Below are 20,568 nucleotides of genomic sequence, written 5' to 3'. Positions count from 1 at the left end.
GCGCAGACAGGGTCAGGACTCCAGACGGCGTGCGGCGAGATACGCGAGCTGCGCCCGATTCCGGACGTTGAAGAGTCTTTCGAGCGAACGGATATGGTGACCGACCTTGTGCAGCGACGTGCGCAGCGCGCTCGCGATCTCCTGGTCGGACAGCCCGTGCACGAGGCGCTCGAGCACCTGCTGCTGCTCGTCGCCCAGCGCGAAGCCGCGCATGCGCGCGATGCGCGCCTCGAGAAACGGCAGCGCGACGCGATGCACGGCGAGGCTCACCGCCAGCGCGCCGCCGATCACGCGATCGTCGATCCACTCGGTACCGTGCGCTTCCGACGTCACGTTCACCGCGACGCGCAGGTCGAGCCGCGGCGCCGACAGGCTGAAGATCACGCCGCTGTTCATCGCATGCGCACGCAGATGGCCGGCCAGCGCGAGCACCTTGCGGTCGCCGCTGCCCTGCGCGGACGACTCGATCTCGTCGAGCCGCCACACGACCGGAAAGCCGCTTTGCCGCACTTGCGCGAAACGCGGGTCGCTCTCGTAGAGCATGCCCTCGATATACGGCTGCACGAACGTCGCGGGCGCGAGGTCGCGCAGCAGATGCGCACACAGAATGCGCCGCCCGATCATTTCATATGCGCCGTAACCGAGTGTGCTGAAACCGATTTGCCGCAATCTGGCATGGCATTGGGCGAAATCGACGGGAGCGAGGTCGGATTTACCGGGTGCGATTTGGATGCCGGTAAAAACGTCGCGCTCGATTGCATGAATTTCTTTTGAATAAGCGGCAGCGATATCGGCTTGCGAGAACCACTCGACGCGTGGCGCGTCGTCAGCATATGTCATGAGGAGCCCACCCTTTCCCAATATGTGAACATGCCCCGTCACGATCTGGTCTTTTCTTTATGTTTTTCTGGTCTTCTCTATACCGGTGCGAATATGAACCTTTCGCCCGAATTAGTATTACGGCATATTACGCGCACACAGGCATTTTTGTACAATGCCCCCGCGTTTCGTCAGGATGACGATCGACGCATATCATAAAGATGCTCGATCGCATCGTCGCGAGTGCCGTACACGATACGGCTGCCGCCACGCGATGCGCGTCGATTCCGAGGGATGGCTCATGTCCGATATTGCATTGCAAGAAGAAGCGGTCGCCCCAACGTTGTCCCGTCCGTCGCGGCGGACGGCCGCCTGCACCGACGCGTCGAGAGAACGCACGGTGCAGGTCGTCTGGTGCGACGACATCAAGCGCGGCGACATCGCGCAGCCACACGCGCCGAAGCTTGGCGTCGCCGATACGCTCGCGAACGCGCAGAGCACCGCGGAGCGCAACCGGATCGTCGCAAGCCTGCTGCACCTGACGGGCTTCTCGACGTTCGCGTATTTCGCGCTCGAATTCTCGCGAGAGCGCGTCGAAAGTCTCTACCTCCACGAGGCGTTCACGCCGACCACCTATCGCGGCGACTACGTGAGGCACAACCATCACGACATCGATCCGCGCACGCTTGGCGCGCGCGTCTGCAACATGCCGATCGTGTGGGACCTGCAGCAGCTGCGCCGCGAACACCGCGAGCGCGACGACGCGCCGTGCGTGACGCCGGCAGCGCTCGACGGCTTCCTGCAGACGATGCAGGACGACGGCATGTGCAGCGGCATCATGTATTCGATGGCCGTGCCCGGCACGCGGCTGCACGCTTTCATGAGCTTCACCGCGCCGCGCCGCACGCGCGAATGGATCACGCCGGCGACGATCGAGCAGGCGCTGTCGATCGGGCTGTCGGTGCACAAGTTCGCATCGCCGCAACTGATCGCGACGTCGCGCGAACGCGCGGTGAACGGGCTCACGCCGTTCGAACAGGAACTGCTGCTGGGCATCGCGGAAGGCGCGTCGGACAAGGAGATCGGCCGGCGCCTCGACACCAGCGCGCACAACGTCGACTATCACCTGCGCAAGCTGCGCAAGCGCTTCGGCGTCGCGAACCGGATCCAGCTCACGTACCTGACGTCGAAGCTCGAACTGATCTGACGCGCGCGACGGGCCCGCGTATACGCACATGCCGGCCTCGCGGGCCGGCATGTGCGCACACCTGGCGACGACGCCGTAAGGCGCTACTTCAGCAGCGTCATCTGCACGACCTTGACGATCACGAGGCCGACCGCGATCACCAGATAGCCGCGCATCACGGCCATCCAGACGCGCGTCGCGACCGTCATCTTCTGCGGCTCGAGAGAATCGAGCGGCGGCATGCGCCATGTTTCGCGCAGCGTGCGGTCGATGCTCGGCTCGACGACACGCTTGTTGCGGCGGATCGGCACCGTCGCGAGATAACCGGCAATCGCGAGCACGGTGCCGCCGATCAGCACGTCGACGATCGCTTCGCCGCTGATGTCCGGATACATCACCGATGCGGTCAGGATGATCGACAGCAGCACGAGCACCCAGATCACCGCGCCCGTGAACACGTTCAGCTTCGTGGAGTTGACCCACGGGCCGAGCACCTGACGATCGTTGCAGAGCACGAGCAGGAACACGGTCGCGCTCGGCAGCAGCACACCGGCGAGCGTCTGCACCGCTTCGGTCAGCAGGCCGAGCGGGCTGCCGGGAATCAGCACGAGCGCGGCAGCCGCCGCGACGATGCCGAAGTAGACGAGATAGAAGCCCTTCGCATCGGACACGCCGCGATGCAGCGAATGACGGATCTTGAACACGTCGCCGATCGCGTACGCGGTCGACAGCGACACCGCCGCCGCGCCGATGATGCACGCGTCGAGCAGCGCGACCGCGAACAGCGTCGCGCTCGTGCGGCCCGCATATCTCTCGAGGCCCGCGATCACGCCGCCCGCGTCGGTGAAGCTGCCCACTTCCGGATGGCCGCCGAACAGCGCGGCACTGAAGCCGATCATCGCGACCGCGCCGATCAGCACGAACGCGATGCCGATCCACAGGTCGACCTTCTCGTACTTCATGAAGCGCGGCGTGATGCGCTTGTCGATCACGTAGCTCTGCTGGAAGAACAGCTGCCATGGCGCGACCGTCGTGCCGACAATGCCGATCACGAGCAGCATCACGTCGGACAGCTTCGCGTGCGCGGGCCAGTTCGGCACGAAGAAGTCGCGCGACATCTGCGCCACCGGCGGGTGGATCGACACGAGCACCGGCACGAGCAGCAGGCTCATCACGCACAGCACGATCGCGAACCGCTCGAAGCGCCTGAAGTCGCCGGTACTCACCGCCGCCATCGTCAATGCGGCCGCCACGCAGACGCCCGCAACCTTCGGGAGCCCGAAGAAAGCCAGCACGAACGTGATGCCGATGAACTCGGTGACGATCGTCAGCGCATTGAGCAGGAACAGGTCGATCACGCTGAACGCGCCCCAGAACTTGCCGAAGCGCTCGAAGATCAGGCGCGCATGGCCGACGCCGGTAACGGCGCCGAGGCGCAGCACCATCTCCTGATTCACGTACAGCACCGGCACGAGCAGCAGCAGCGTCCACAGCAGCGTCGTGCCGTAGTTCTGGCCGGCCTGCGTATAGGTGCCGAATGCGCCGGCGTCGTTGTCGCCGACCATCACGATCAGGCCGGGGCCGATGATCGCGAGCAGCGTGCGCAGGCGCGCCCACCACGTCCCGCGCGCGGCGGTGTCGTGATGCGCGATGGTGCCGAGCGCACCGCGGATGTCGCCCAGATGGGCTTCGTCGAGCACGGCGCTGCGTTCGACGGCGATCGGTGGAGAGACGTTCGATGGCGTGGACATGATGAATTCCGTACGGCTGGTTTTTTATACGGCAAGCGTGTGGCCTTGGAATACGCGCGCGGAACGGGTCCGCGCGCGCATGCCGAGACGCGCTCGGCGCTTCTTCAGCGGATCAACGATTTCAGCTGGTTCAGCAAACGGGAGAACACCCGCGGACGGGCGTCGAGCGTCAGCATCGCGTCGTAATGCGGACGCGATTCCGTGACGTGCGGGAGGTTCGACAGCAGAAGGCCGAAGTTCATGGTCTGGCTCCTGGCGGCAACGGCATGCGTGCCGGCCGCTTGGTGGGCGCGGGGCCAGTCCGGGGCCTGAACGACGTGTCAGGCTAGTCGGCCGGCATGTCCCTGCGACCCGTGTTCAAAAGGGTCTGTTGATGCAACGGGCATAAGGGACAACTGTCACTGTCGTTCACGGCGGCTCCTGTGCGGTGTTCCGGAGAACACGGTTGACCGCCGTCAGGCGCGCTCCGCCGTTCGGGTGCATGCGAAACGCATGCGAGAACGCGGCCGCGCGCCGGGCGGCGGCAAAACCGGATGGCGCATGCGAAAACGCATCACGCTAACCGGCGCGAATCAGGGTGCACGTAGGGAGTTGCTGCGGAATACTGCTGCGCGCACCGTTTGCCTGGACGACAAACGGCGGCTTCGATGAGGCGCGGACGTCGGTCGCTCAGGCGGAAATTTCGTTCGAAGATCGACTACTGCAGGCGTCCAAGGCGGCGGCCCCAAGAGTGAAGATGCCGGATTCTATGGACCGGCCGAAACGGAAGTCAACCCTCTGGCATGCGCCGCGGGAAATTTTTTTCCGCCCCCTACACACTGAAAGATTCCCGCCCGGAATGGCGCGCCGCAACCTTTCAACGCGTTGCAGGGCGCGCGCCGCCGATGTGTGCGAGCAACAGTCGCCGCTGCCGCCGGTGGGCGGGCGTGCCGGGCATCGGCCTGCCTGCAGCGCGGCGGCGCTGCCGATGCAACATGCGCAACGCCGCTGCTTTTTGCTTGCACCGCAGCAAAGCTCGCGACTACAATCCGCCCCAATTCATCAAGGGAGTCCCTTCGTGGACACATGCTCCAGTTGCAGTTCGATGCCGGTCCAGGCCGGCCAAGCCATCGCGAGATAGCAGCCAGACGCATGTCATTCGCCGCTAGCTCGCATTCGTCGGGTTAGCGCGCTTCCCCCCGATGCCGGCATAGCCGGCTCGTCCGTCGCACGCTCCGTTACGTTCCAACCGCCGATCGCAGGTCGCGTCATGCACCCGCGCTCGATCACGTCGTCCGGCATGCGCCGGACCGGACGGAGGATCGTCATGTTCTTTCAATCGTTCGCGGCCAGACTCAAGCGACTCATACACGTCGCGTCCGACCGCTTGCTGGTTTCGGGCCTTTCGCCGCTCGCCCACGCGTTCGGCGACTGGCGCGGCAGCGCCCTCGCGCACCTGCCGGCGGCACCGCGCCCGCTCGACTGCGTGCTGATCGGTGCGATGGCCGCCGCCGTCGCGCTCGTCGCGCTGCTCTGCACGGCCGCATCGCGCCTCGGCTTCGCATACGTATGGCGGATCAGCGGCTGGCTGCCGTAACCGGCGGTGCGCAACGCGCGGCATGCCTGCGTGTGGCTGCCCCACCTGCTCCATCGCTTCGCGTTCCCATTTCTTCAGTCAAGCTAATCAATCAAACAACGGAGCCCGCATGAAAAATCGCTTCGAATCCGCACCGCGTACACCGCGCCTCGATGCGCTCGCCGCGTTGCTGCTGTCGCTCGCCGCCGCGCCCGCGCTCGCGCAATCGTCGTCGCCGGCTGCAGCGTCCGCCGCGGCCGAGCTGGCGGCCAGCGTCAGCGACGCCGCACCCGCTGCCGATGCTGCCGCGCCAGCGCCCACCGGTTTCTGGGAGCGCTCGGACCTGCTCGGCAACATGGGCGGCCTGCGCGACGTGCTCGGCGATCACGGCATCACGCTGAACCTGCAGGAAACCAGCGAATACCTGTACAACGCCGCAGGCGGCACGCAACGCGGCGGCGCCTATCAGGGCCTCACGCAATTCGGCTTCAACGTCGATACGGAAAAGGCGATCGGATTGCCGGGCGGCACGTTCAACGTGTCGGCGCTGCAGATCCACGGCACCAACCTCACGCAGCGCTATTTGCAGACGCTGCAGACCGCGACCGGCATCGAGGCGAATTCGACCACGCGGCTGTGGGAGCTCTGGTACCAGCAGGCGTTCCTCGCCGGCAAGGCCGACGTGAGGGTCGGCCAGCAGAGCGTCGACCAGGAATTCATGGTGAGCCAGTACGCGGCGACGTTCATGAACGCGACGTTCGGCTGGCCCGTGCTGCCGTCGACCGACCTGCCGTCCGGCGGCCCCGCGTATCCGCTGTCGTCGCTCGGCGTGCGGCTGCGCTTGAAGCCGGCCGACGCGTGGACCGCGATGGTCGGCGTGTTCGACGGCAACCCGGCCGGCCGCAGCGACGGCGACGCACAGGTGCTGAACGCGCACGGCACCAACTTCAACCTGCGCAGCGGCGCGTTCGTGATCGGCGAACTCCAGTACGCGCTGAACGCGCCGCCGGCCGATCCGAAGGCGCCGCAACCGCTCGGCCTGCCGGGCACGTACAAGCTCGGCTTCTGGTATCAGTCGCAGCACGCGAACGATCCGCGCCTCGGCACCGACGGGCTGTCGCTCGCGAATCCGGCCAGCAACGGAATCCCCGCCACGCATCGCGGCAACTACGGTTTCTATGCGGTCGCGGATCAGATGGTGTGGCGGCCGTCGGCGGACAGCCCGCGTTCGGTCGGCGTGTTCGCACGTGTGATGGGCGCGCCGGGCGATCGCAACGTTGTCGATTTCGCGGCGAATGCGGGCGTGACGCTCAAGGCGCCGTTCAAGGGCCGCGACGACGATACGGCCGGCATCGCGATCGGCTACGCGAAGATCGGCTCGCATGCACGTGCGCTCGACGGCGACACGGGCACGTATACGACGCCCGGCTATCCGGTGCGTCGCGCGGAAACGGTGATCGAGGCGACCTATCAGTACCAGGTCGCACCGTGGTGGCAACTGCAGGCCGACCTGCAGCACTTCTTCCGGCCTGGCGGCGGCATCCCGAACCCGAACCAGGCCGGCGCGCGCATCGGCGACGAAACGGTGGTCGGCGTACGCACGACGATCACGTTCTGACACGCGCGCATGCGACACGGGCCGGACTGCCGCTCGCGCGGCGATCCGGCCCGTGTCCGCTTACGTGCCTGCGTGCAACGCACGCGGCCCGTCACTCGCCATACAGGCCGAGCAGTTTCAGCGTGACGCCGTTGGTCCAGCCGAAGCCGTCCTGCAACGGATATTCGCCGCCACCGCCACCGCCCGCGCCGGCCCCCTCGACCACGTACTTCTCGACGAGCTTGCCTTCGGTCGCATACACATGCTTCACGTCGGCCAGGAAGCGCGTGCCGATGTCCTTCGCGAGCGCCGGTTCGCCGTAGCGGCGCAGTCCGTCGATCGCGATCCACTGCAACGGCGCCCAGCCGTTCGGCGCGTCCCATTGCTGGCCGGTGTTCTCGGTCGTCGTCGCGAGGCCGCCCGGTTGCAGCAGCGTCTTGCGCACCTCGCGCGCGGTCGCCTTCGCACGTTCGGGCCATGCGACACCCGCGAACAGCGGATACAGCGCGGCCGCCGTCACGCCGTCGCGCGGCTTGCGCAACTGCCAGTCGTAGTCGCCGTAATAACCGCGGCGATTCCACAAATAGTGGTTGATCGCCGCCGCGCGCCGCGCCGCCCGGCCGGAAAAATCCGCCACGCACGCGATGTCGCGCGTGACCGCGCAGCCCTTCACGATCGTCGTCTCGAGATGGAACATCAGGCTGTTCAGGTCGACCGGCACGATCGACGTCGTGCGGATCGTCGCGAGCGTCTTGCCGTCGCCGAACCAGCGCGAGCTGTAGTCCCAGCCGCTTTCGGCGCCCGCGCGCAGGTCGCGGTACACCTCGTTCGCGGGGCGATTCGGCACCGCCTTCGCGGTCGTCACGTCCTCGAGATACGACTCGTCGCGCGGCGTGTCGCTCGCGTCCCAGTAGCGGTTCAGCACCGCGCCGTCCGGCATCGCAACCACGTTGCGCGCCGCCTGCCCGCGCGGCGTCGTGGTTTCGCCCTGCATCCAGTACGCATGCTCCTTGCGCAGCGCCGGCAGGTATTTCTGGTAGACCTTGTCACCTTCCGCTTGCGCGGCGAGCGTGACCATGTAGGCGAAGAACGGCGGTTGCGATCGGCTCGCGTAGTACGTGCGGTTGCCGTTCGGGATGTGGCCGATCGTGTCGATCAGATACGCGAAGTTGTCGAGCATGTCGTCGACGAGATCCTCGCGCCCCGACACCTGCAGCCCGAGCATCGTGAAATAGGTATCCCAGTAGTAGCCTTCGCGGAAGCGGCCGCCCGGCACGACGTACGGCTTCGGCATCGCGATCAGCGAGCTGTACGGCGGCACCGTCATGCTGGTGCGCGTGAGCTGCGGCCACAGCCAGTCGATGTGCTGGCGCAGCGTCTGATTCGCGGGTGGCGTGACCCCGCCTTCCGGCGGCGGCGTGAAGTGCTGGTCGACGAACGCCTTCAGCGAGAAGCCCGGCTGCGACTTTTGTTGCTGATACAACTGTACGATCGTCGCCGGATCGGTGTTGGGCGTCGCGTCGACGAAGGTCTTCTGATCGGGATAGATTTGAGCCGTCTGCACCGCGACGAACAAGTCGCCGTAGAGCTGGCTCGGTGGCGGCAGCAGCGTGCCGGAAGCCGGGCTCGCGAGCGTCGCCGTGGCGGGCGTGGCAGGCGCGGCGGACTGGCTGGCCGCCTGCATCGAGGCTTGATTTGCGCTGTCGGCCTGCGCCGCGCAACCGGTGACGGCGAGGTAAGCAACGGCGAGGACTGTGGCCCAGCGCAGACGCGGCGCGGGAACGGACGGATGCGAGGCAGGATGCGATGCGGTCGATGCGGCACGACGTGACGTCATGACGTGTCCCCTCCTTTCGATGATGAATGGTTCGGCAGGGGTCTCGTTCGCGCGTGCGCTCGTCTCGGTGGCCGTCGATCGATGCGCGTCGTTGTATTACGCAGATGAGTTCCGACTGTCGCACGAAACGCGCAACGCACGCAAGTTTCGCGGCGGCCACCGCGAGCGCGCGTCATGTGCCGTGTCACGAATCGCACCCGGCACCGCAGTCGTTCCTTGTTTCACGCGCGGTAACAGGAACGACTGTTGCAACATGCGGAACAACCATTGTCTCGCGTGACGCAACGACCACATTCTGGGCATAATGGCGTCTTTACCGCGCGCCCTGCCCATGTCGCCCGTCTTTCTAGCACCGCTCATTGTTGCCTGTGCGTTGTTCATGGAAAGCGTCGACGCGAACATCATCGTCACCGCACTGCCCGCGATGGCGAGGGACTTCGGGCACAATCCCGTCACACTGAACATTGCGATCACGGCCTACGTGGTCGGCCTCGGCGTATTCATCCCGATCTGCGGATGGCTTGCCGACCGCTTCAGCGCGCGCTCCGTCTTCCGCACCGCGATCGGCATCTTCGTCGCCGGCTCGCTGATGTGCGCGGCTTCCAACTCGCTCGGCGTGCTGACGTTCGCGCGCTTCGTGCAGGGCGTCGGCGGCGCGATGATGGTGCCGGTCGGCCGGATCATCATCTTCCGCGCGGTGCCGCGCTCCGATCTCGTGCGCGCGATGAACTACCTCGCGATTCCCGCGCTGTTCGGGCCGACGCTCGGGCCGCTCGTCGGCGGCTTCATCACGACCTACCTGCACTGGCGGATGATCTTCTTCATCAACGTGCCGATCGGCATCTACGGGATCTACCTCGCCAGCAAGCACATCGCGAACACGCACGAGGCCGATCCCGGCCCGCTCGACTGGTTCGGCTTCCTGCTGTCGGCAAGCGGCGCCGCGCTGCTGCTGATGGGCCTCACGCTGATCGACGGCTCGCTCACGTCGCGCGGCAACGCGCTCCTGATGTGCGTGGCCGGCGCGGTGATGCTCGCGCTCTACGTGCCGTACGCGCGCCGCAAGGCGCGTCCGGTGCTCGACCTCAGTTTCCTGAAGATCCCGACCTATCACGCAAGCGTGGTCGGCGGGTCGCTGTTCCGCATCGGCCTCGGCGCGGTGCCGTTCCTGCTGCCGCTCGCGCTCCAGGAAGGCCTCGGGATGAGCGCGTTCCACTCCGGGCTGATCACCTGCGCATCCGCGCTCGGCGGCGCGGTGAGCCGCTCTACGGCCACGCATACGCTGCGCCGCTTCGGTTTTCGCACGGTGCTGATCTACAACGCCGCGTTCGCCGGGCTCGCGATCGCCGCCTACGGCGTGTTCCATCCGGGCATGGCGACCTGGGCGATCTGGACGATCGTGCTGGTCGGCGGCATCTTCCCCGCGCTGCAGTTCACGAGCCTGAATTCGATGATCTACGCGGATATTTCGCAGGCCGATGCAGGCCGCGCGACGAGCCTGGGCAGTGTCGTGCAGCAGATGTCGCTCGGGCTCGGCGTGACGGTCGCCGGCCTCGTGCTGCACGTGTCGCACTGGCTGCAGGGACATCAGACGATGGTGTGGTCGGATTTCTGGCCCGCGTTCGTCGTGGTCGGGCTGTGTTCGTTCGCGTCGATTCCGATCACGCGACGGCTGCCGCCCGGCGCCGGCGATGAAGTCGCGCGCGGCAAGCGGCAATAAACAGGCTGTCCGGGAAAAGGCTGGCAGCGGAACAACCGGAAAACAAAAAAATCAGCGGACATCCACACGGGGCCGGTGCACAGCCGCATGGATGTCCGCTCAGGGCTCCGGGTCTCTCATTGGGGGTTGAGATTCCCTGATCTGCTTCCTGCGTGCCATGGACATATGTGCGTCGGAAGCCGAATCGTTGCGCGCACATTTCGTCGCGCCATGACTGCACTATAGGGAAAGTCGCGCCGCGCATCTGTCAAGCATTGTCAGAAGCGTCGCGTGCATGCGTCGCACACGTCCGCCGCTTTCGCGCTAAAGTGGTGCCCGACTGCCACCCTCAGCCGCCGTTCCGATGCTTACGCTCTCGCCCGCCGCCGCCCGCGCGCTGCATCTCGCCGCGCAGGGCCTGCTGACCCCGCCCCGCCGCAAGGCCACCAAGGCCGACGTGCTCGACACGATCCGCCGGATGGCGCAGTTGCAGATCGATACCATTCACGTCGTCGCGCGCAGCCCGTATCTCGTGCTGTTCAGCCGCCTCGGCGACTTCGCCCCGCAGTGGCTCGACGAACATCTCGCCGAGGCGCGCCTGTTCGAATACTGGTCGCACGAGGCGTGCTTCCTGCCGGTCGAGCAATTCGGGCTGATGCGCTACAAGATGCTCGATCCGTCGGGAATGGGCTGGAAATACGCGGCTGAATGGCACGAGCAGAATCGCGCGGACATTGACCGCATGCTCGCGCGAATTCGCGACGAAGGCCCTGTGCGGTCGGCGGATTTCATTCGCGAAGACGGCGCGAAGGGCAACGGATGGTGGGACCGCAAGCCCGAGAAAAAGCACCTGGAGGTGCTGTTCACGACCGGCGACCTGATGGTGTCCGAACGCCGCAACTTTCAGCGGATCTACGACGTGCGCGAGCGCGTGCTGCCCGGCTGGGACGATGCACGCGACCTGCCGCCGCACGACGCGGTGCTGCCCGCGCTGCTCGACTACACGTGCCGCGCGCTCGGCGTCGTGCGCGCGGACTGGGTGGCCGATTACTACCGGCTGCCGCGCCGTTCGTACCGCGCGGAGCTCGAGCGGCTCGCGGATGCGGGCGAGCTGATTCCGGTGGAGATCGCGGACTGGAAGGAGCCGGCCTACGTGCATCGCTCGCTCGAAGCGCTGCTGCCGGCCGCCGCGGCCAATACGCTGCGCTCGACCGTCACGACGCTGCTGTCGCCGTTCGATCCGGTGGTGTGGGACCGGCGGCGCGCGTCGACGCTATTCGGGTTCGACTACACGATCGAATGCTATACGCCCGCGCACAAGCGGCGCTACGGCTATTTCTGCCTGCCGGTGCTGCATCGCGGCCGGCTGATCGGGCGCGTCGACGCGAAAGCGCATCGCGCGCTCGGCACGTTCGAATTGAAGGCGGTGCATGTCGAGCCGGGCGTGCGGTTCGGCACGGGGCTCGCGGCCGACGTCGCGAAGGCCGTGAAACGGCTGGCGGCGTGGCATGGGACGCCGGAGGTGACGGTCGCGCACGCGCCGCCCGAATTGTCGAAGGCGCTGGCCGGCGCGTAAGGCCGACGCATAAGGCCAGCGGAGCCGCGCCGCGCGACGGGCAACAGCGACGCGCGCGCCGCTTGCGATTGCGCGGCGGCGCGCCCGTCTGCCGCCACCTGCCACGACTCAGTCGCGCAGTTTGCGAAAGCGCGGGGTGCCGTCCGGCAGGTTCTCGTTGAACATCGCTTCCGGCCGCACCCACAGGCCGCGCGCATGCGGCCACAGATGCTCGTACACCACCACCGATTCCTCGGTTTCGGAATGACGGGCGACGCCGATGTAGCGATACAGCCCGCCCTTGTAGTGACGATGCGTGGCGAGTTGTTCGGCTTCCTGTTCGGTCATGATCTGCTTCCCTTCGGCAAAACGAAAGCGCGTATTGTATGCGCTCGCCGCGCGTCAGCGTTTCGCGTAGATGTCGGGGCAGCGAATCTCCATCAGCCGCTCCGGATTCGCGGACGGCCCGAAGCCGACCGGCCGGTACAGTTCGTGCGCGTCGGTCGTCACGAGCATGATGCGGCGCAGGCTGCGCACCATCGGCTGCGCGAATACGTGGTCGATCAGCGCGCGGCCATAGCCGTTGCCGCGGTCGGCCGGCAAGACGAAGACGTCGCACAGGTACGCGAACGTCGCATGGTCGGTCACGAGCCGCGCGAACCCGACGAGCCGGTCGCCCACGTACGCGCCGAAGCACAGCGATCCGTCGATCGCACGCTCCACGACGTCGCGCGGAATGCCCTGCGACCAGTACGCGTCCCGGTGCAGAAAATCGAAGATCGCGTCGATGTCGAGTTCGCGCTTGTCGGTGGAAAATCTCAGCGTGGCGGGAGTGGCTGCGGGCACGTCGGCTCTCCGGTCGGGTCGGGGGCGGAGCAGCAACGATAGCGCGACTCGACCAGCCGAGGCAACCGAACGCCGCGCGACGCGCTCCGGCGTCTGCCCAACCGTCTCGCCTCGCCGCGGGCAGAACCGATCGCACGAGCCACGCGGCTCGATTCGGTGATATCGTCACCGGCTCAATGAACTCACAGCATCGCTTCATGCCCTATCGACTCATCGCGTTCGACTTCGACGGCACACTCGCCGATTCACTCGACTGCTTTCTCGCGGCGCTGACCGAAGCGTCGCGCATGCACGGCTTTCGCGACGCGACGGCCGACCTGCGCCCGGCGCTACGCGGCATGTCGGCGCGCGAGATCATCCGCGCGCTCGAGGTGCCGATGTGGAAAGTGCCGCGCGTGACGCTCGACATGCGCCGGCTGATGCGGCCACGCATCGCGCACGTGAAGCTGTTCCCGGGTGTCGACACGACCTTCGACGCGCTCGCCGCGCGCGGCATCCGCATCGCGATCGCGACGTCGAACAGCGAGGACATCGTGCGCGACCGGCTCGGCCCGCATGCGAGCCGATGCGTCGATACGTTCGCGTGCGGCATTCCGCTGTTCGGCAAGGCGCGCCGGCTGCGCGCGCTCGTGCGCGAAGCGGGCATGCAGCCCGCCGACGTGCTGTATGTCGGCGACGAAATCCGCGACGCCGAAGCGGCACGCCGCGCGCGGATCGCCTTCCAGGGCGTCTCGTGGGGTTACACGGCCGCCGATGCGTTGCAGGCGCATTGCGCGACGCCATTGCTGCCGCATCTCGACGCCTTGCTCGACCGCGTGTGAGGACGCAGCGCGGATCGCGCGTTCGATTCGGCGGATCGCGAAGCAACCAACGCGCTCTGCCCGCAAGACGATGAAACGCCGATGACACGCGCACACATCGCAGCCATTGCGTGCACGCCGCGCACGCAAAAATTTCCGCCACGATGCGCGCGACAGGTACGCTCTACCTGCCCGCGCGCACACACATCGATTCGTCTTACCAACCGTTACACAAACCACAGCGCGGTTGCACCTGCTACCTGAGCGGTCTCCTAGAATCAGTCGGGCCGGGAAACACTTCGAACGCCGCCGCGGCAGAGCGGCCACCGAGTCCGGCCCGGGCGCGCCCGGTCTCTCGCACAGCTGCGGATCACCCGATCCGCCCGTTAATCAGAGCCCCGATTGAATGGAGGTCCCATGAACCGCTTTCCCCAAATCTCGCGCCTTGCATTGTCTGCCGCTGGCCTGCTTCTCGTCGCCGTGACGGCGACCGCGCAAACCGCGCAACCGGCGCCGGCCGCACCGGCCGCCGCCACGCAAACGCGCATCCACGAAGCCGACCAGACTTTCATCACCGACGGCACGAAAACCGTGTCGACGCAGCACGATGCCGCACGCATCGCCAATTCGCGCACGTCGGACAGCCAGGTGAAGGCGTTCGCGCAGCGCGTGTCGACCGACGACGAGAAGATCATCCAGGCGATGCGCGCGGCCAGCCCGCGCGGCGTCGACGTGCCGGCCAACGACCCCGACACGGCCGTGCTGGACGGCATCAAGAACCTGCGCGGCGCGGAATTCGACAAGGCATACATCGAGCAGGTCGCGCTCGCCGGCCAGCAAAAGACGATCTCGGCATTCCAGGCCGAAATCGCTTCGGGCCGCGACACGAAGCTGAAGGAAGTCGCACGCCAGGCGCTGCCGATCCTGCAGGCGCACTACGCGGACGCGCAGAAGCTCGCCCAGCGTCACCACCTCGCATCGGCACAGTAACGCGATGCCCCACCGCGCATCGCGCGCGGTGCTCCTCTTCCCCGCTTCCCCGCTCGTCGCGTCGCCGTCCCCCTTTCGGCGGCGCGACGCCTGCGCCCCCCGGTTCGCGTTACGTCGCCAGCTTCGCGCGCAACCGCTCGCTCACGTCCGGCCATTCGTCGTCGATGATGCTGAAGCGCACCGAATTGCGCTTGCGGCCGTCGGGCATGATCCGCTCGTGACGCACGATCCCTTCCTGCTTCGCGCCGAGCCGCAGAATCGCCGCGCGTGACTTCTCGTTCAGTTCATCGGTCGTGAACTGCACGCGCACGCAGTGCAGCGTGTCGAACGCGTACGAGAGCAGCAACCATTTCGCCTCGGAATTCGCACGCGTGCGCTGCGCCGATTCGCTCAGCCACGTATGACCGATCTCGAGCTTGCGATTCGTGCGGTCGATCTTCCAGAAACGCGTGCTGCCGATCGCGCGGCCCGACGCGCGATCGACGATCACGAACGGCATCACGGTGCCGGCCGCGCGGCCTTGCAGCGCCGTGTCGATATAGGCGTCGACCGTGTCCTCGCCCGGCACGACCGTGACCTTCAGGTTCCACAACCGACCGTCCGCCGCCGCATCGAGCAACGCTTGCCGGTCGGATGCCTCGAGCGGCCGCAGTACGATGCGCTCGCCGGTGAGCGTCGGTTGTTCGAGGGAAGATGATGCGTCCGTCATGTCCGGTTCCGTTTCCATGAAGATGACGCGGAGGATGACCCACCGCGCAGCGAAACGCCCATCATACGGCCGGCGTCAGCCGGGCAGCGCGGCGAGCCGCTGGCGAATCGCGTGCGCTTCGCCGCGCAGCGCGTCGGCGAATGCGTCGACGAGCAGGCTCTTCGGCCGGTGCTCGGGCACGATCACGCTGACGCGGTACGGAAACGAGCGCGTGAGCGGCCGCACGTGCAGGTCGCGCCCGACGAAATCGAGCGCGGTCAGCGGGTTGACGATCGCGGCGCCGAGCCCCTGCCGCACGAATGCGCACACCGACACGGCCGACGGCGTCTCGACGATCGAACGCGGCGCGACACCGAGCTGCGCGAACGCCTCGTCGATCAGGATCCGGTACGGATCGTTCAGCGACAGGCTCACGAACGGGCGATCGGCGAGATCCGCGAGATCGATCGCGCGTTGCGCGAGCAGCGGATGGCCGTCGGGCAGCACGCATACCTCGTCGACTTCGAGCAACGGCGTGAGGACCGTGCCGGCCGGCGCGATGTCGTGTTCGGTCAGCCCGAGATCGTAGCGCTGCGCGGTCAGCCACTCCTCGAGCACGGGTGACTCCTGCGTCGCGACCGACACGCTGACGCCCGCATGCGCGTCATGGAAACGCCGGCAGGCGCCGGGCAGGATCGCGTGCGAAAACGCCGGCAGCGCGATCACCGACAACTGCCCGTCGCGAAACTCGCGCAGCCGCGCGGCCGTCGCCGCGACGCGCTCGAGCCCCACATACGCGAGCCGCACGTCGTCGAACAGCGTGAGCGCGGCCATCGTCGGCCGCAGCCGCCCGTGCGAGCGCTCGAACAGCGCGAAGCCGATCACCTGCTCCATGCGCGCGAGCTCGCGGCTGATCGTCGGCTGCGACGTATAGAGCATCTCGGCCGCACGCGTCGTGCTGCCGGTGACCATCAGCGCGCGGAAGACCTCGATGTGCCGGTGTGTGAGCATGATGGCCTATATCTAGAATGAATAGATTCTCTAAAAACAGGCATTTTACTGTATAGGCGTTCAGGCGCATCATTCACGCTATCCGTTCATTCGATCCGATTCTTCCGCCATGTCCCTCGATTCCCGCCAGCTCGCGGCGCTCGCGCAGCAATACGGCACCCCGCTGTGGGTGTACGACGCCGACGTCATCCGCGACCGCATCGCCCAACTGCGCCAGTTCGACGTGATCCGCTATGCGCAGAAGGCGAACTCGAACCTGCATATCCTGAAGCTGATGCGCGACGAAGGTGCGTGCGTCGACGCCGTGTCGCTCGGCGAAATCGAGCGCAGCCTCGCGGCCGGGTTCAGTCCCGCCGGCGAACCGGAAGGCGTCGTGTTCACGGCCGACCTGATCGACCGCCCGACGCTCGCGGCCGTGCTGAAGCACGGCGTGACCGTGAACGCCGGCTCGCTCGACATGCTCGCGCGCGTCGGCGAGCATGCGCCCGGCCACCGCGTATGGCTGCGCGTGAACCCGGGCTTCGGCCACGGCCACAGCAACAAGACCAACACCGGCGGCCCGCAGAGCAAGCACGGCATCTGGATCGACGACGTGCCGCGCGCGATCGAGATCGTGCGCCAGTACGGGCTGAAGCTGGTCGGCATCCACATGCATATCGGCTCGGGCGTCGACTACGGCCATCTGTCGCAGGTGTGCGACGCGATGGTCGACCTCGTCACGTCGCTCGGCCACGACATCGAAGCCATCTCCGCCGGCGGCGGGCTGTCGATTCCGTATCGAGACGGCGAGCCGCGCGTCGACGTCGGTCACTACTTCAGCCAGTGGGACGCCGCGCGCAAGCGGATCGAACGGCATCTCGGCCACGCGGTGCGCATCGAGATCGAACCGGGCCGCTTCCTCGTCGCGGAAGCCGGCACGCTCGTCACCGAAGTGCAGGCCGTGAACCACCGGCCGAAGCACGACTTCGTGCTGATCGACGCGGGCTTCAACGACCTGATGCGTCCGTCGATGTACGGCAGCTACCACGCGGTGTCCGTGCACACGCACGACGGCGCGCTGCCTGCCGGCCGGCCGCTCGTCGACATCGCGATCGCAGGGCCGCTGTGCGAGTCGGGCGACGTATTCACGCAGGACGCGGGCGGCGTGGTCACGCACCGCAAGCTCGCGCAGCCGCAGATCGGCGACCTGCTGTTCCTGCACGACGCGGGCGCATACGGCGCATCGATGTCCTCGAACTACAACAGCCGGCCGCTCGCGCCGGAAGTGCTCGTCGATCGCGGCACGCCGCGGCTGATCCGCCGCCGGCAGACGATCGACGAACTGCTTGCGCTCGAAACGTTCGAGTAAAACGCGCCTTCGCGCCGCGTTCGACGCGGCGGACGCCAACGGCCAGGCTTGCCACTACCGGCATGCCTGGCCGTTCTGCTTTTCAGCAATCGTTTCGGGCGCAACCGCTCGGCCACGCCGTAGCACCCGATGCTGCGCACCCCGTACAACCGCAGCAGATCGCATGCAACGTGCTTCACGCATGGAGAAAAACTTTCCACGCCGCGTGGAAAGTCCATGCTTTTTTGGAAGCACTTTCCTTTTTGACAAAACTAAGATTGCCCTCAGTCGTTCAGCATTTGCGTCACCGGACACGCATCGACGATGCAGCCGGTCTACCCCACTCGCAAGCCGCACGGGCACTCATGAACACGATGCTTGAATTCTTCGCCGCGCAACGCTACGCCACCGTGCGCGAACGCATGCCGTAACGCCTCGCGGCACACGGCTCGCGCCGTCTCTCGCCGCACTGTTTCCCGCTTCCCGCCCACGGCGACGCCGCCCGTCGCCGCGGACGCGCTCACCCTGAATTTTCGACAACGACGTTTCGACAACCACCCCGGAGACAACCATGCAGCCCTTCACCCCGACGCTCAAGCAAGGCCTCGCCGCCGCCCTCCTCTGCGTGGCGGCCACCGCATCGCACGCGGCGGACCTGCTCGACACCGTCAAGCAGGCCGGCGTGCTGAAGATCGCGCTCGAAGGCACCTACCCGCCGTTCGACTACCGCAATGCCGAAGGACAACTCGAAGGGTTCGACGTCGACGTCGCGAAGGCCGTCGCCGCACGGCTCGGCGTGAAGCCGCAGTTCGTCACGACCGAATGGAGCGGGATTCTCGCCGGGCTGCAGGCCGGCAAGTTCGACGTGATCGTCAACCAGGTCGCGATCACGCCGTCGCGCCAGCAGGCGCTCGACTTCAGCATGCCGTACGTGTATTCCTCCGCGCAGCTGCTACAGCGCCAGAACGACACGCGTGCGTTCAAGTCGCTCGACGAGCTGAAGGGCAAGAAGGTCGGCGTGACAATGGGCAGCAACTACGTCGATCTCGTGAAGACCGTGCCCGCGATCGATCTGCAGGTCTATCCGGGTACACCGGAAAACCTGCGCGACCTCGCGGCGGGACGTATCGACGCGGCGGTCAACGACCGCCTGATGCTGAGCTATCTGATCAAGAACTCGCACTTGCCGCTGCGCCCCGGTTCCATGCTCGCCGGCGGCGAAGACCGGATGGGGATCCCGTTCCGCAAGGGCAACCCGAAGTTCGCGAAGGCGATCGACGATGCGGTCGCGTCGCTGCAGCAGGACGGCACGCTGAAGAAAATCTCGATGCAGTGGTTCGGCTCGGACACGACGAAACCGATCGCGCAATAACGCAGCCGTCACGCGGCCGCGCACGCGCACGCGCGGGCCGGCCGCCACCTCGGCGCACACGACACACAATCAGGAGACACGCGATGGAAGCACTCGATCTGGTCATTCAAACCCTGCCCGTGATGGTGAAGGGCGCGCTGCTCACGCTGAAGTTCGCGGTGGCGTCGATGGCCCTCGGCCTCGTCGTCGGGCTCGTGGTCGCGATCATGCGGATCGGCAGCAACCGGCTCGCGTCCGGTCTCGCGCAGGGCTACGTCAGCCTGATGCGCGGCACGCCGCTGCTCGTGCAGATGTTCGTCGTCTACTACGGGCTGCCCGATCTCGGCATCACGCTCGATCCGACGACGGCCGGCATCTTCACGCTGACGCTCAACGCCGGCGCTTACCTGTCGGAAAGCATGCGCGGCGCGATCCTCGGCATCGGCCGCGGACAATGGGCGGCCGCGCACAGCCTCGGCCTCACGCACGTGCAGACGCTGCGCTACATCGTCTGCCCTCAGGCGCTGCGCCTCGCGGTGCCGAGCCTCGGCAACACGCTGATCAGCCTGATCAAGGACACGTCGCTCGTGTCCGTCATCACCGTCACCGAGCTGCTGCGCTCGACGCAGGAAGTGATCGCCGCGACGTTTCAACCGCTGCCGCTCTACCTCGCGGCCGCCGCGATCTACTGGGTGCTGAGTACGCTGCTCACGCGGCTGCAGGGCCGCGTCGAGACGCGCCTCTCGCTGCCGTCCACGCATTGAGCATGCGCACCTCGTTCAACCCGAACCTCAACCACGGACAACCATGATTACGCTCGACAACGTTTCCAAGTGGTATGGCAAGCATCAGGTCCTTTCCGAATGCAGCGCGGCGGTATCGAAAGGCGAAGTGGTCGTCGTCTGCGGGCCGTCGGGCTCCGGCAAGTCGACGCTGATCAAGACGATCAACGGCCTCGAGCCATTCCAGAAAGGCAGCATCGTCGTCGACGGCATGCGGCTCGGCGACCCTGCCGCGAAACTCGCGCAACTGCGCGCACGCGTCGGCATGGTGTTCCAGCATTTCGAGCTGTTCCCGCACTTGTCGATCACCGACAACCTGACGCTTGCGCAGGTCAAGGTGCTCGGCCGTCGCAAGGACGAAGCGATCGAGAACGCGATGAAGCTGCTCGATCGCGTCGGCCTGAGGGCGCACGCGCACAAGTATCCGGGGCAGTTGTCGGGCGGACAGCAGCAACGCGTCGCGATTGCACGCGCGCTGTCGATGAACCCCGTCGCGATGCTGTTCGACGAACCGACCTCCGCGCTCGATCCCGAGATGATCAACGAAGTGCTCGACGTGATGGTCGAGCTCGCGCGCGACGGCATGACGATGGTGTGCGTCACGCACGAGATGGGCTTCGCGAGAAAGGTCGCGCATCGCGTGATCTTCATGGACCAGGGCGCGGTGGTCGAGGATGCGGCGAGCGAAGCATTCTTCGCCGCGCCGCGCTCCGAACGCGCGCGCGACTTCCTCGACAAGATCCTGCACTGACCGCGCGACGCCTTCGCTCCGAT

Annotated in this window: 19 protein-coding genes; 11 read left to right on the top strand and 8 right to left on the bottom strand. The window is 66.5% G+C overall.

The genetic code is table 11. The features are described from left to right. Positions 1 to 12: 12 nt before the first annotated feature. Positions 13 to 840 carry a helix-turn-helix transcriptional regulator gene (locus tag WS66_RS03420; protein WP_059600088.1) on the bottom strand — a complete coding sequence of 276 codons (828 nt, stop codon included), beginning with the start codon at positions 838 to 840 and terminating at the stop codon, positions 13 to 15. A gap of 280 nt (positions 841 to 1,120) precedes the next feature. Here WS66_RS03420 and WS66_RS03415 point away from each other — a divergent pair, with 280 nt between their 5' ends. Continuing rightward, positions 1,121 to 2,026 carry a helix-turn-helix transcriptional regulator gene (locus WS66_RS03415; protein ID WP_059600315.1) on the top strand — a complete coding sequence of 302 codons (906 nt, stop codon included), beginning with the start codon at positions 1,121 to 1,123 and terminating at the stop codon, positions 2,024 to 2,026. A gap of 83 nt (positions 2,027 to 2,109) precedes the next feature. Here WS66_RS03415 and WS66_RS03410 read toward each other — a convergent pair whose 3' ends face one another. Both WS66_RS03410 and WS66_RS34015 read right to left on the bottom strand, forming a co-directional pair. After that, complete coding sequence (locus WS66_RS03410) at positions 2,110 to 3,756, bottom strand: NRAMP family divalent metal transporter (RefSeq protein ID WP_059600089.1); 1,647 nt, start codon at positions 3,754 to 3,756, stop codon at positions 2,110 to 2,112. A 104-nt stretch (positions 3,757 to 3,860) separates the two neighbouring features. Then, complete coding sequence (locus WS66_RS34015; protein ID WP_170296434.1) at positions 3,861 to 3,998, bottom strand: hypothetical protein; 138 nt, start codon at positions 3,996 to 3,998, stop codon at positions 3,861 to 3,863. Positions 3,999 to 5,062: 1,064 nt separating this feature from the next. On the opposite strand from WS66_RS34015, the gene WS66_RS03405 reads away from it, so the two are divergent. Next, positions 5,063 to 5,332, top strand: a complete 270-nt coding sequence (locus WS66_RS03405; RefSeq protein WP_059600316.1) for a hypothetical protein — start codon at positions 5,063 to 5,065, stop codon at positions 5,330 to 5,332. Positions 5,333 to 5,441: 109 nt separating this feature from the next. Next, the gene (locus WS66_RS03400) at positions 5,442 to 6,929 is read left to right on the top strand and encodes a carbohydrate porin (protein ID WP_059600090.1); all 1,488 of its coding nucleotides are present in this window, start codon (positions 5,442 to 5,444) and stop codon (positions 6,927 to 6,929) included. Between the two features lie 91 nt (positions 6,930 to 7,020). On the opposite strand, the gene treA is transcribed toward WS66_RS03400, so the two are convergent. Beyond that, the gene (gene treA / locus WS66_RS03395) at positions 7,021 to 8,745 is read right to left on the bottom strand and encodes an alpha,alpha-trehalase TreA (protein ID WP_059600091.1); all 1,725 of its coding nucleotides are present in this window, start codon (positions 8,743 to 8,745) and stop codon (positions 7,021 to 7,023) included. 331 nt (positions 8,746 to 9,076) lie between these two features. Here treA and WS66_RS03385 point away from each other — a divergent pair, with 331 nt between their 5' ends. Then, a complete protein-coding gene (locus WS66_RS03385; RefSeq protein WP_059600092.1) occupies positions 9,077 to 10,465 on the top strand; it encodes an MFS transporter in 1,389 nt (462 codons plus the stop codon). Between the two features lie 343 nt (positions 10,466 to 10,808). Beyond that, positions 10,809 to 12,020: a winged helix-turn-helix domain-containing protein gene (locus WS66_RS03380; protein ID WP_059600093.1), complete on the top strand. Its 1,212-nt coding sequence runs from the start codon at positions 10,809 to 10,811 to the stop codon at positions 12,018 to 12,020. A gap of 108 nt (positions 12,021 to 12,128) precedes the next feature. Here the strand turns inward: WS66_RS03380 and WS66_RS03375 are convergent, their stop codons facing one another. Together WS66_RS03375 and WS66_RS03370 are read right to left on the bottom strand one after the other, a co-directional pair. Further along, the gene (locus WS66_RS03375; protein ID WP_006751720.1) at positions 12,129 to 12,347 is read right to left on the bottom strand and encodes a DUF1653 domain-containing protein; all 219 of its coding nucleotides are present in this window, start codon (positions 12,345 to 12,347) and stop codon (positions 12,129 to 12,131) included. A 54-nt stretch (positions 12,348 to 12,401) separates the two neighbouring features. Then, a complete protein-coding gene (locus WS66_RS03370) occupies positions 12,402 to 12,845 on the bottom strand; it encodes a GNAT family N-acetyltransferase (protein WP_059600094.1) in 444 nt (147 codons plus the stop codon). Positions 12,846 to 13,042: 197 nt separating this feature from the next. Here WS66_RS03370 and WS66_RS03365 point away from each other — a divergent pair, with 197 nt between their 5' ends. Together WS66_RS03365 and WS66_RS03360 are read left to right on the top strand one after the other, a co-directional pair. Next, positions 13,043 to 13,666, top strand: a complete 624-nt coding sequence (locus WS66_RS03365) for an HAD hydrolase-like protein (protein WP_059600317.1) — start codon at positions 13,043 to 13,045, stop codon at positions 13,664 to 13,666. 396 nt (positions 13,667 to 14,062) lie between these two features. Next, positions 14,063 to 14,635 carry a DUF4142 domain-containing protein gene (locus WS66_RS03360; protein WP_059600095.1) on the top strand — a complete coding sequence of 191 codons (573 nt, stop codon included), beginning with the start codon at positions 14,063 to 14,065 and terminating at the stop codon, positions 14,633 to 14,635. Between the two features lie 109 nt (positions 14,636 to 14,744). On the opposite strand, the gene WS66_RS03355 is transcribed toward WS66_RS03360, so the two are convergent. Further along, positions 14,745 to 15,344 (bottom strand): GNAT family N-acetyltransferase, encoded by a 600-nt coding sequence (locus WS66_RS03355; protein WP_059600318.1) that lies wholly within the window; start codon positions 15,342 to 15,344, stop codon positions 14,745 to 14,747. Positions 15,345 to 15,419: 75 nt separating this feature from the next. Beyond that, positions 15,420 to 16,334: a LysR family transcriptional regulator gene (locus WS66_RS03350; RefSeq protein WP_059600096.1), complete on the bottom strand. Its 915-nt coding sequence runs from the start codon at positions 16,332 to 16,334 to the stop codon at positions 15,420 to 15,422. Between the two features lie 109 nt (positions 16,335 to 16,443). Here WS66_RS03350 and lysA point away from each other — a divergent pair, with 109 nt between their 5' ends. From lysA to WS66_RS03330, 4 genes are all read left to right on the top strand, one after another. After that, a complete protein-coding gene (gene lysA / locus WS66_RS03345; protein ID WP_059600097.1) occupies positions 16,444 to 17,682 on the top strand; it encodes a diaminopimelate decarboxylase in 1,239 nt (412 codons plus the stop codon). 550 nt (positions 17,683 to 18,232) lie between these two features. Next, positions 18,233 to 19,033, top strand: coding sequence for a transporter substrate-binding domain-containing protein (locus WS66_RS03340; protein ID WP_059600098.1), 801 nt, complete (start codon positions 18,233 to 18,235; stop codon positions 19,031 to 19,033). Positions 19,034 to 19,116: 83 nt separating this feature from the next. Beyond that, a complete protein-coding gene (locus WS66_RS03335; RefSeq protein WP_059600099.1) occupies positions 19,117 to 19,776 on the top strand; it encodes an amino acid ABC transporter permease in 660 nt (219 codons plus the stop codon). Positions 19,777 to 19,819: 43 nt separating this feature from the next. After that, positions 19,820 to 20,545, top strand: coding sequence for an amino acid ABC transporter ATP-binding protein (locus tag WS66_RS03330; protein ID WP_059468348.1), 726 nt, complete (start codon positions 19,820 to 19,822; stop codon positions 20,543 to 20,545). Positions 20,546 to 20,568: the final 23 nt, after the last annotated feature.

This window comes from Burkholderia sp. LA-2-3-30-S1-D2 (assembly GCF_001523915.2).
Lineage (GTDB): Bacteria > Pseudomonadota > Gammaproteobacteria > Burkholderiales > Burkholderiaceae > Burkholderia > Burkholderia diffusa.
The sequence above is the reverse complement of the archived record's forward strand: the minus strand, read 5'-3'. Positions and strand labels throughout refer to the sequence as shown.

Excerpts from the sequence above, each read along its gene's own strand:
- WS66_RS03410 (WP_059600089.1), bottom strand. The coding sequence starts at position 3,756 with ATGTCCACGCCATCGAACGTCTCTCCACCGATCGCCGTCGAACGCAGC.
- WS66_RS03360 (WP_059600095.1), top strand. The coding sequence starts at position 14,063 with ATGAACCGCTTTCCCCAAATCTCGCGCCTTGCATTGTCTGCCGCTGGC.
- WS66_RS03420 (WP_059600088.1), bottom strand. The coding sequence starts at position 840 with ATGACATATGCTGACGACGCGCCACGCGTCGAGTGGTTCTCGCAAGCC.
- WS66_RS03340 (WP_059600098.1), top strand. The coding sequence starts at position 18,233 with ATGCAGCCCTTCACCCCGACGCTCAAGCAAGGCCTCGCCGCCGCCCTC.
- treA (WP_059600091.1), bottom strand. The coding sequence starts at position 8,745 with ATGACGTCACGTCGTGCCGCATCGACCGCATCGCATCCTGCCTCGCAT.
- WS66_RS03355 (WP_059600318.1), bottom strand. The coding sequence starts at position 15,344 with ATGACGGACGCATCATCTTCCCTCGAACAACCGACGCTCACCGGCGAG.
- WS66_RS03405 (WP_059600316.1), top strand. The coding sequence starts at position 5,063 with ATGTTCTTTCAATCGTTCGCGGCCAGACTCAAGCGACTCATACACGTC.
- WS66_RS03350 (WP_059600096.1), bottom strand. The coding sequence starts at position 16,334 with ATGCTCACACACCGGCACATCGAGGTCTTCCGCGCGCTGATGGTCACC.
- WS66_RS34015 (WP_170296434.1), bottom strand. The coding sequence starts at position 3,998 with ATGAACTTCGGCCTTCTGCTGTCGAACCTCCCGCACGTCACGGAATCG.
- WS66_RS03365 (WP_059600317.1), top strand. The coding sequence starts at position 13,043 with ATGCCCTATCGACTCATCGCGTTCGACTTCGACGGCACACTCGCCGAT.
- WS66_RS03400 (WP_059600090.1), top strand. The coding sequence starts at position 5,442 with ATGAAAAATCGCTTCGAATCCGCACCGCGTACACCGCGCCTCGATGCG.
- WS66_RS03385 (WP_059600092.1), top strand. The coding sequence starts at position 9,077 with ATGTCGCCCGTCTTTCTAGCACCGCTCATTGTTGCCTGTGCGTTGTTC.
- lysA (WP_059600097.1), top strand. The coding sequence starts at position 16,444 with ATGTCCCTCGATTCCCGCCAGCTCGCGGCGCTCGCGCAGCAATACGGC.
- WS66_RS03375 (WP_006751720.1), bottom strand. The coding sequence starts at position 12,347 with ATGACCGAACAGGAAGCCGAACAACTCGCCACGCATCGTCACTACAAG.
- WS66_RS03335 (WP_059600099.1), top strand. The coding sequence starts at position 19,117 with ATGGAAGCACTCGATCTGGTCATTCAAACCCTGCCCGTGATGGTGAAG.
- WS66_RS03415 (WP_059600315.1), top strand. The coding sequence starts at position 1,121 with ATGTCCGATATTGCATTGCAAGAAGAAGCGGTCGCCCCAACGTTGTCC.
- WS66_RS03380 (WP_059600093.1), top strand. The coding sequence starts at position 10,809 with ATGCTTACGCTCTCGCCCGCCGCCGCCCGCGCGCTGCATCTCGCCGCG.
- WS66_RS03330 (WP_059468348.1), top strand. The coding sequence starts at position 19,820 with ATGATTACGCTCGACAACGTTTCCAAGTGGTATGGCAAGCATCAGGTC.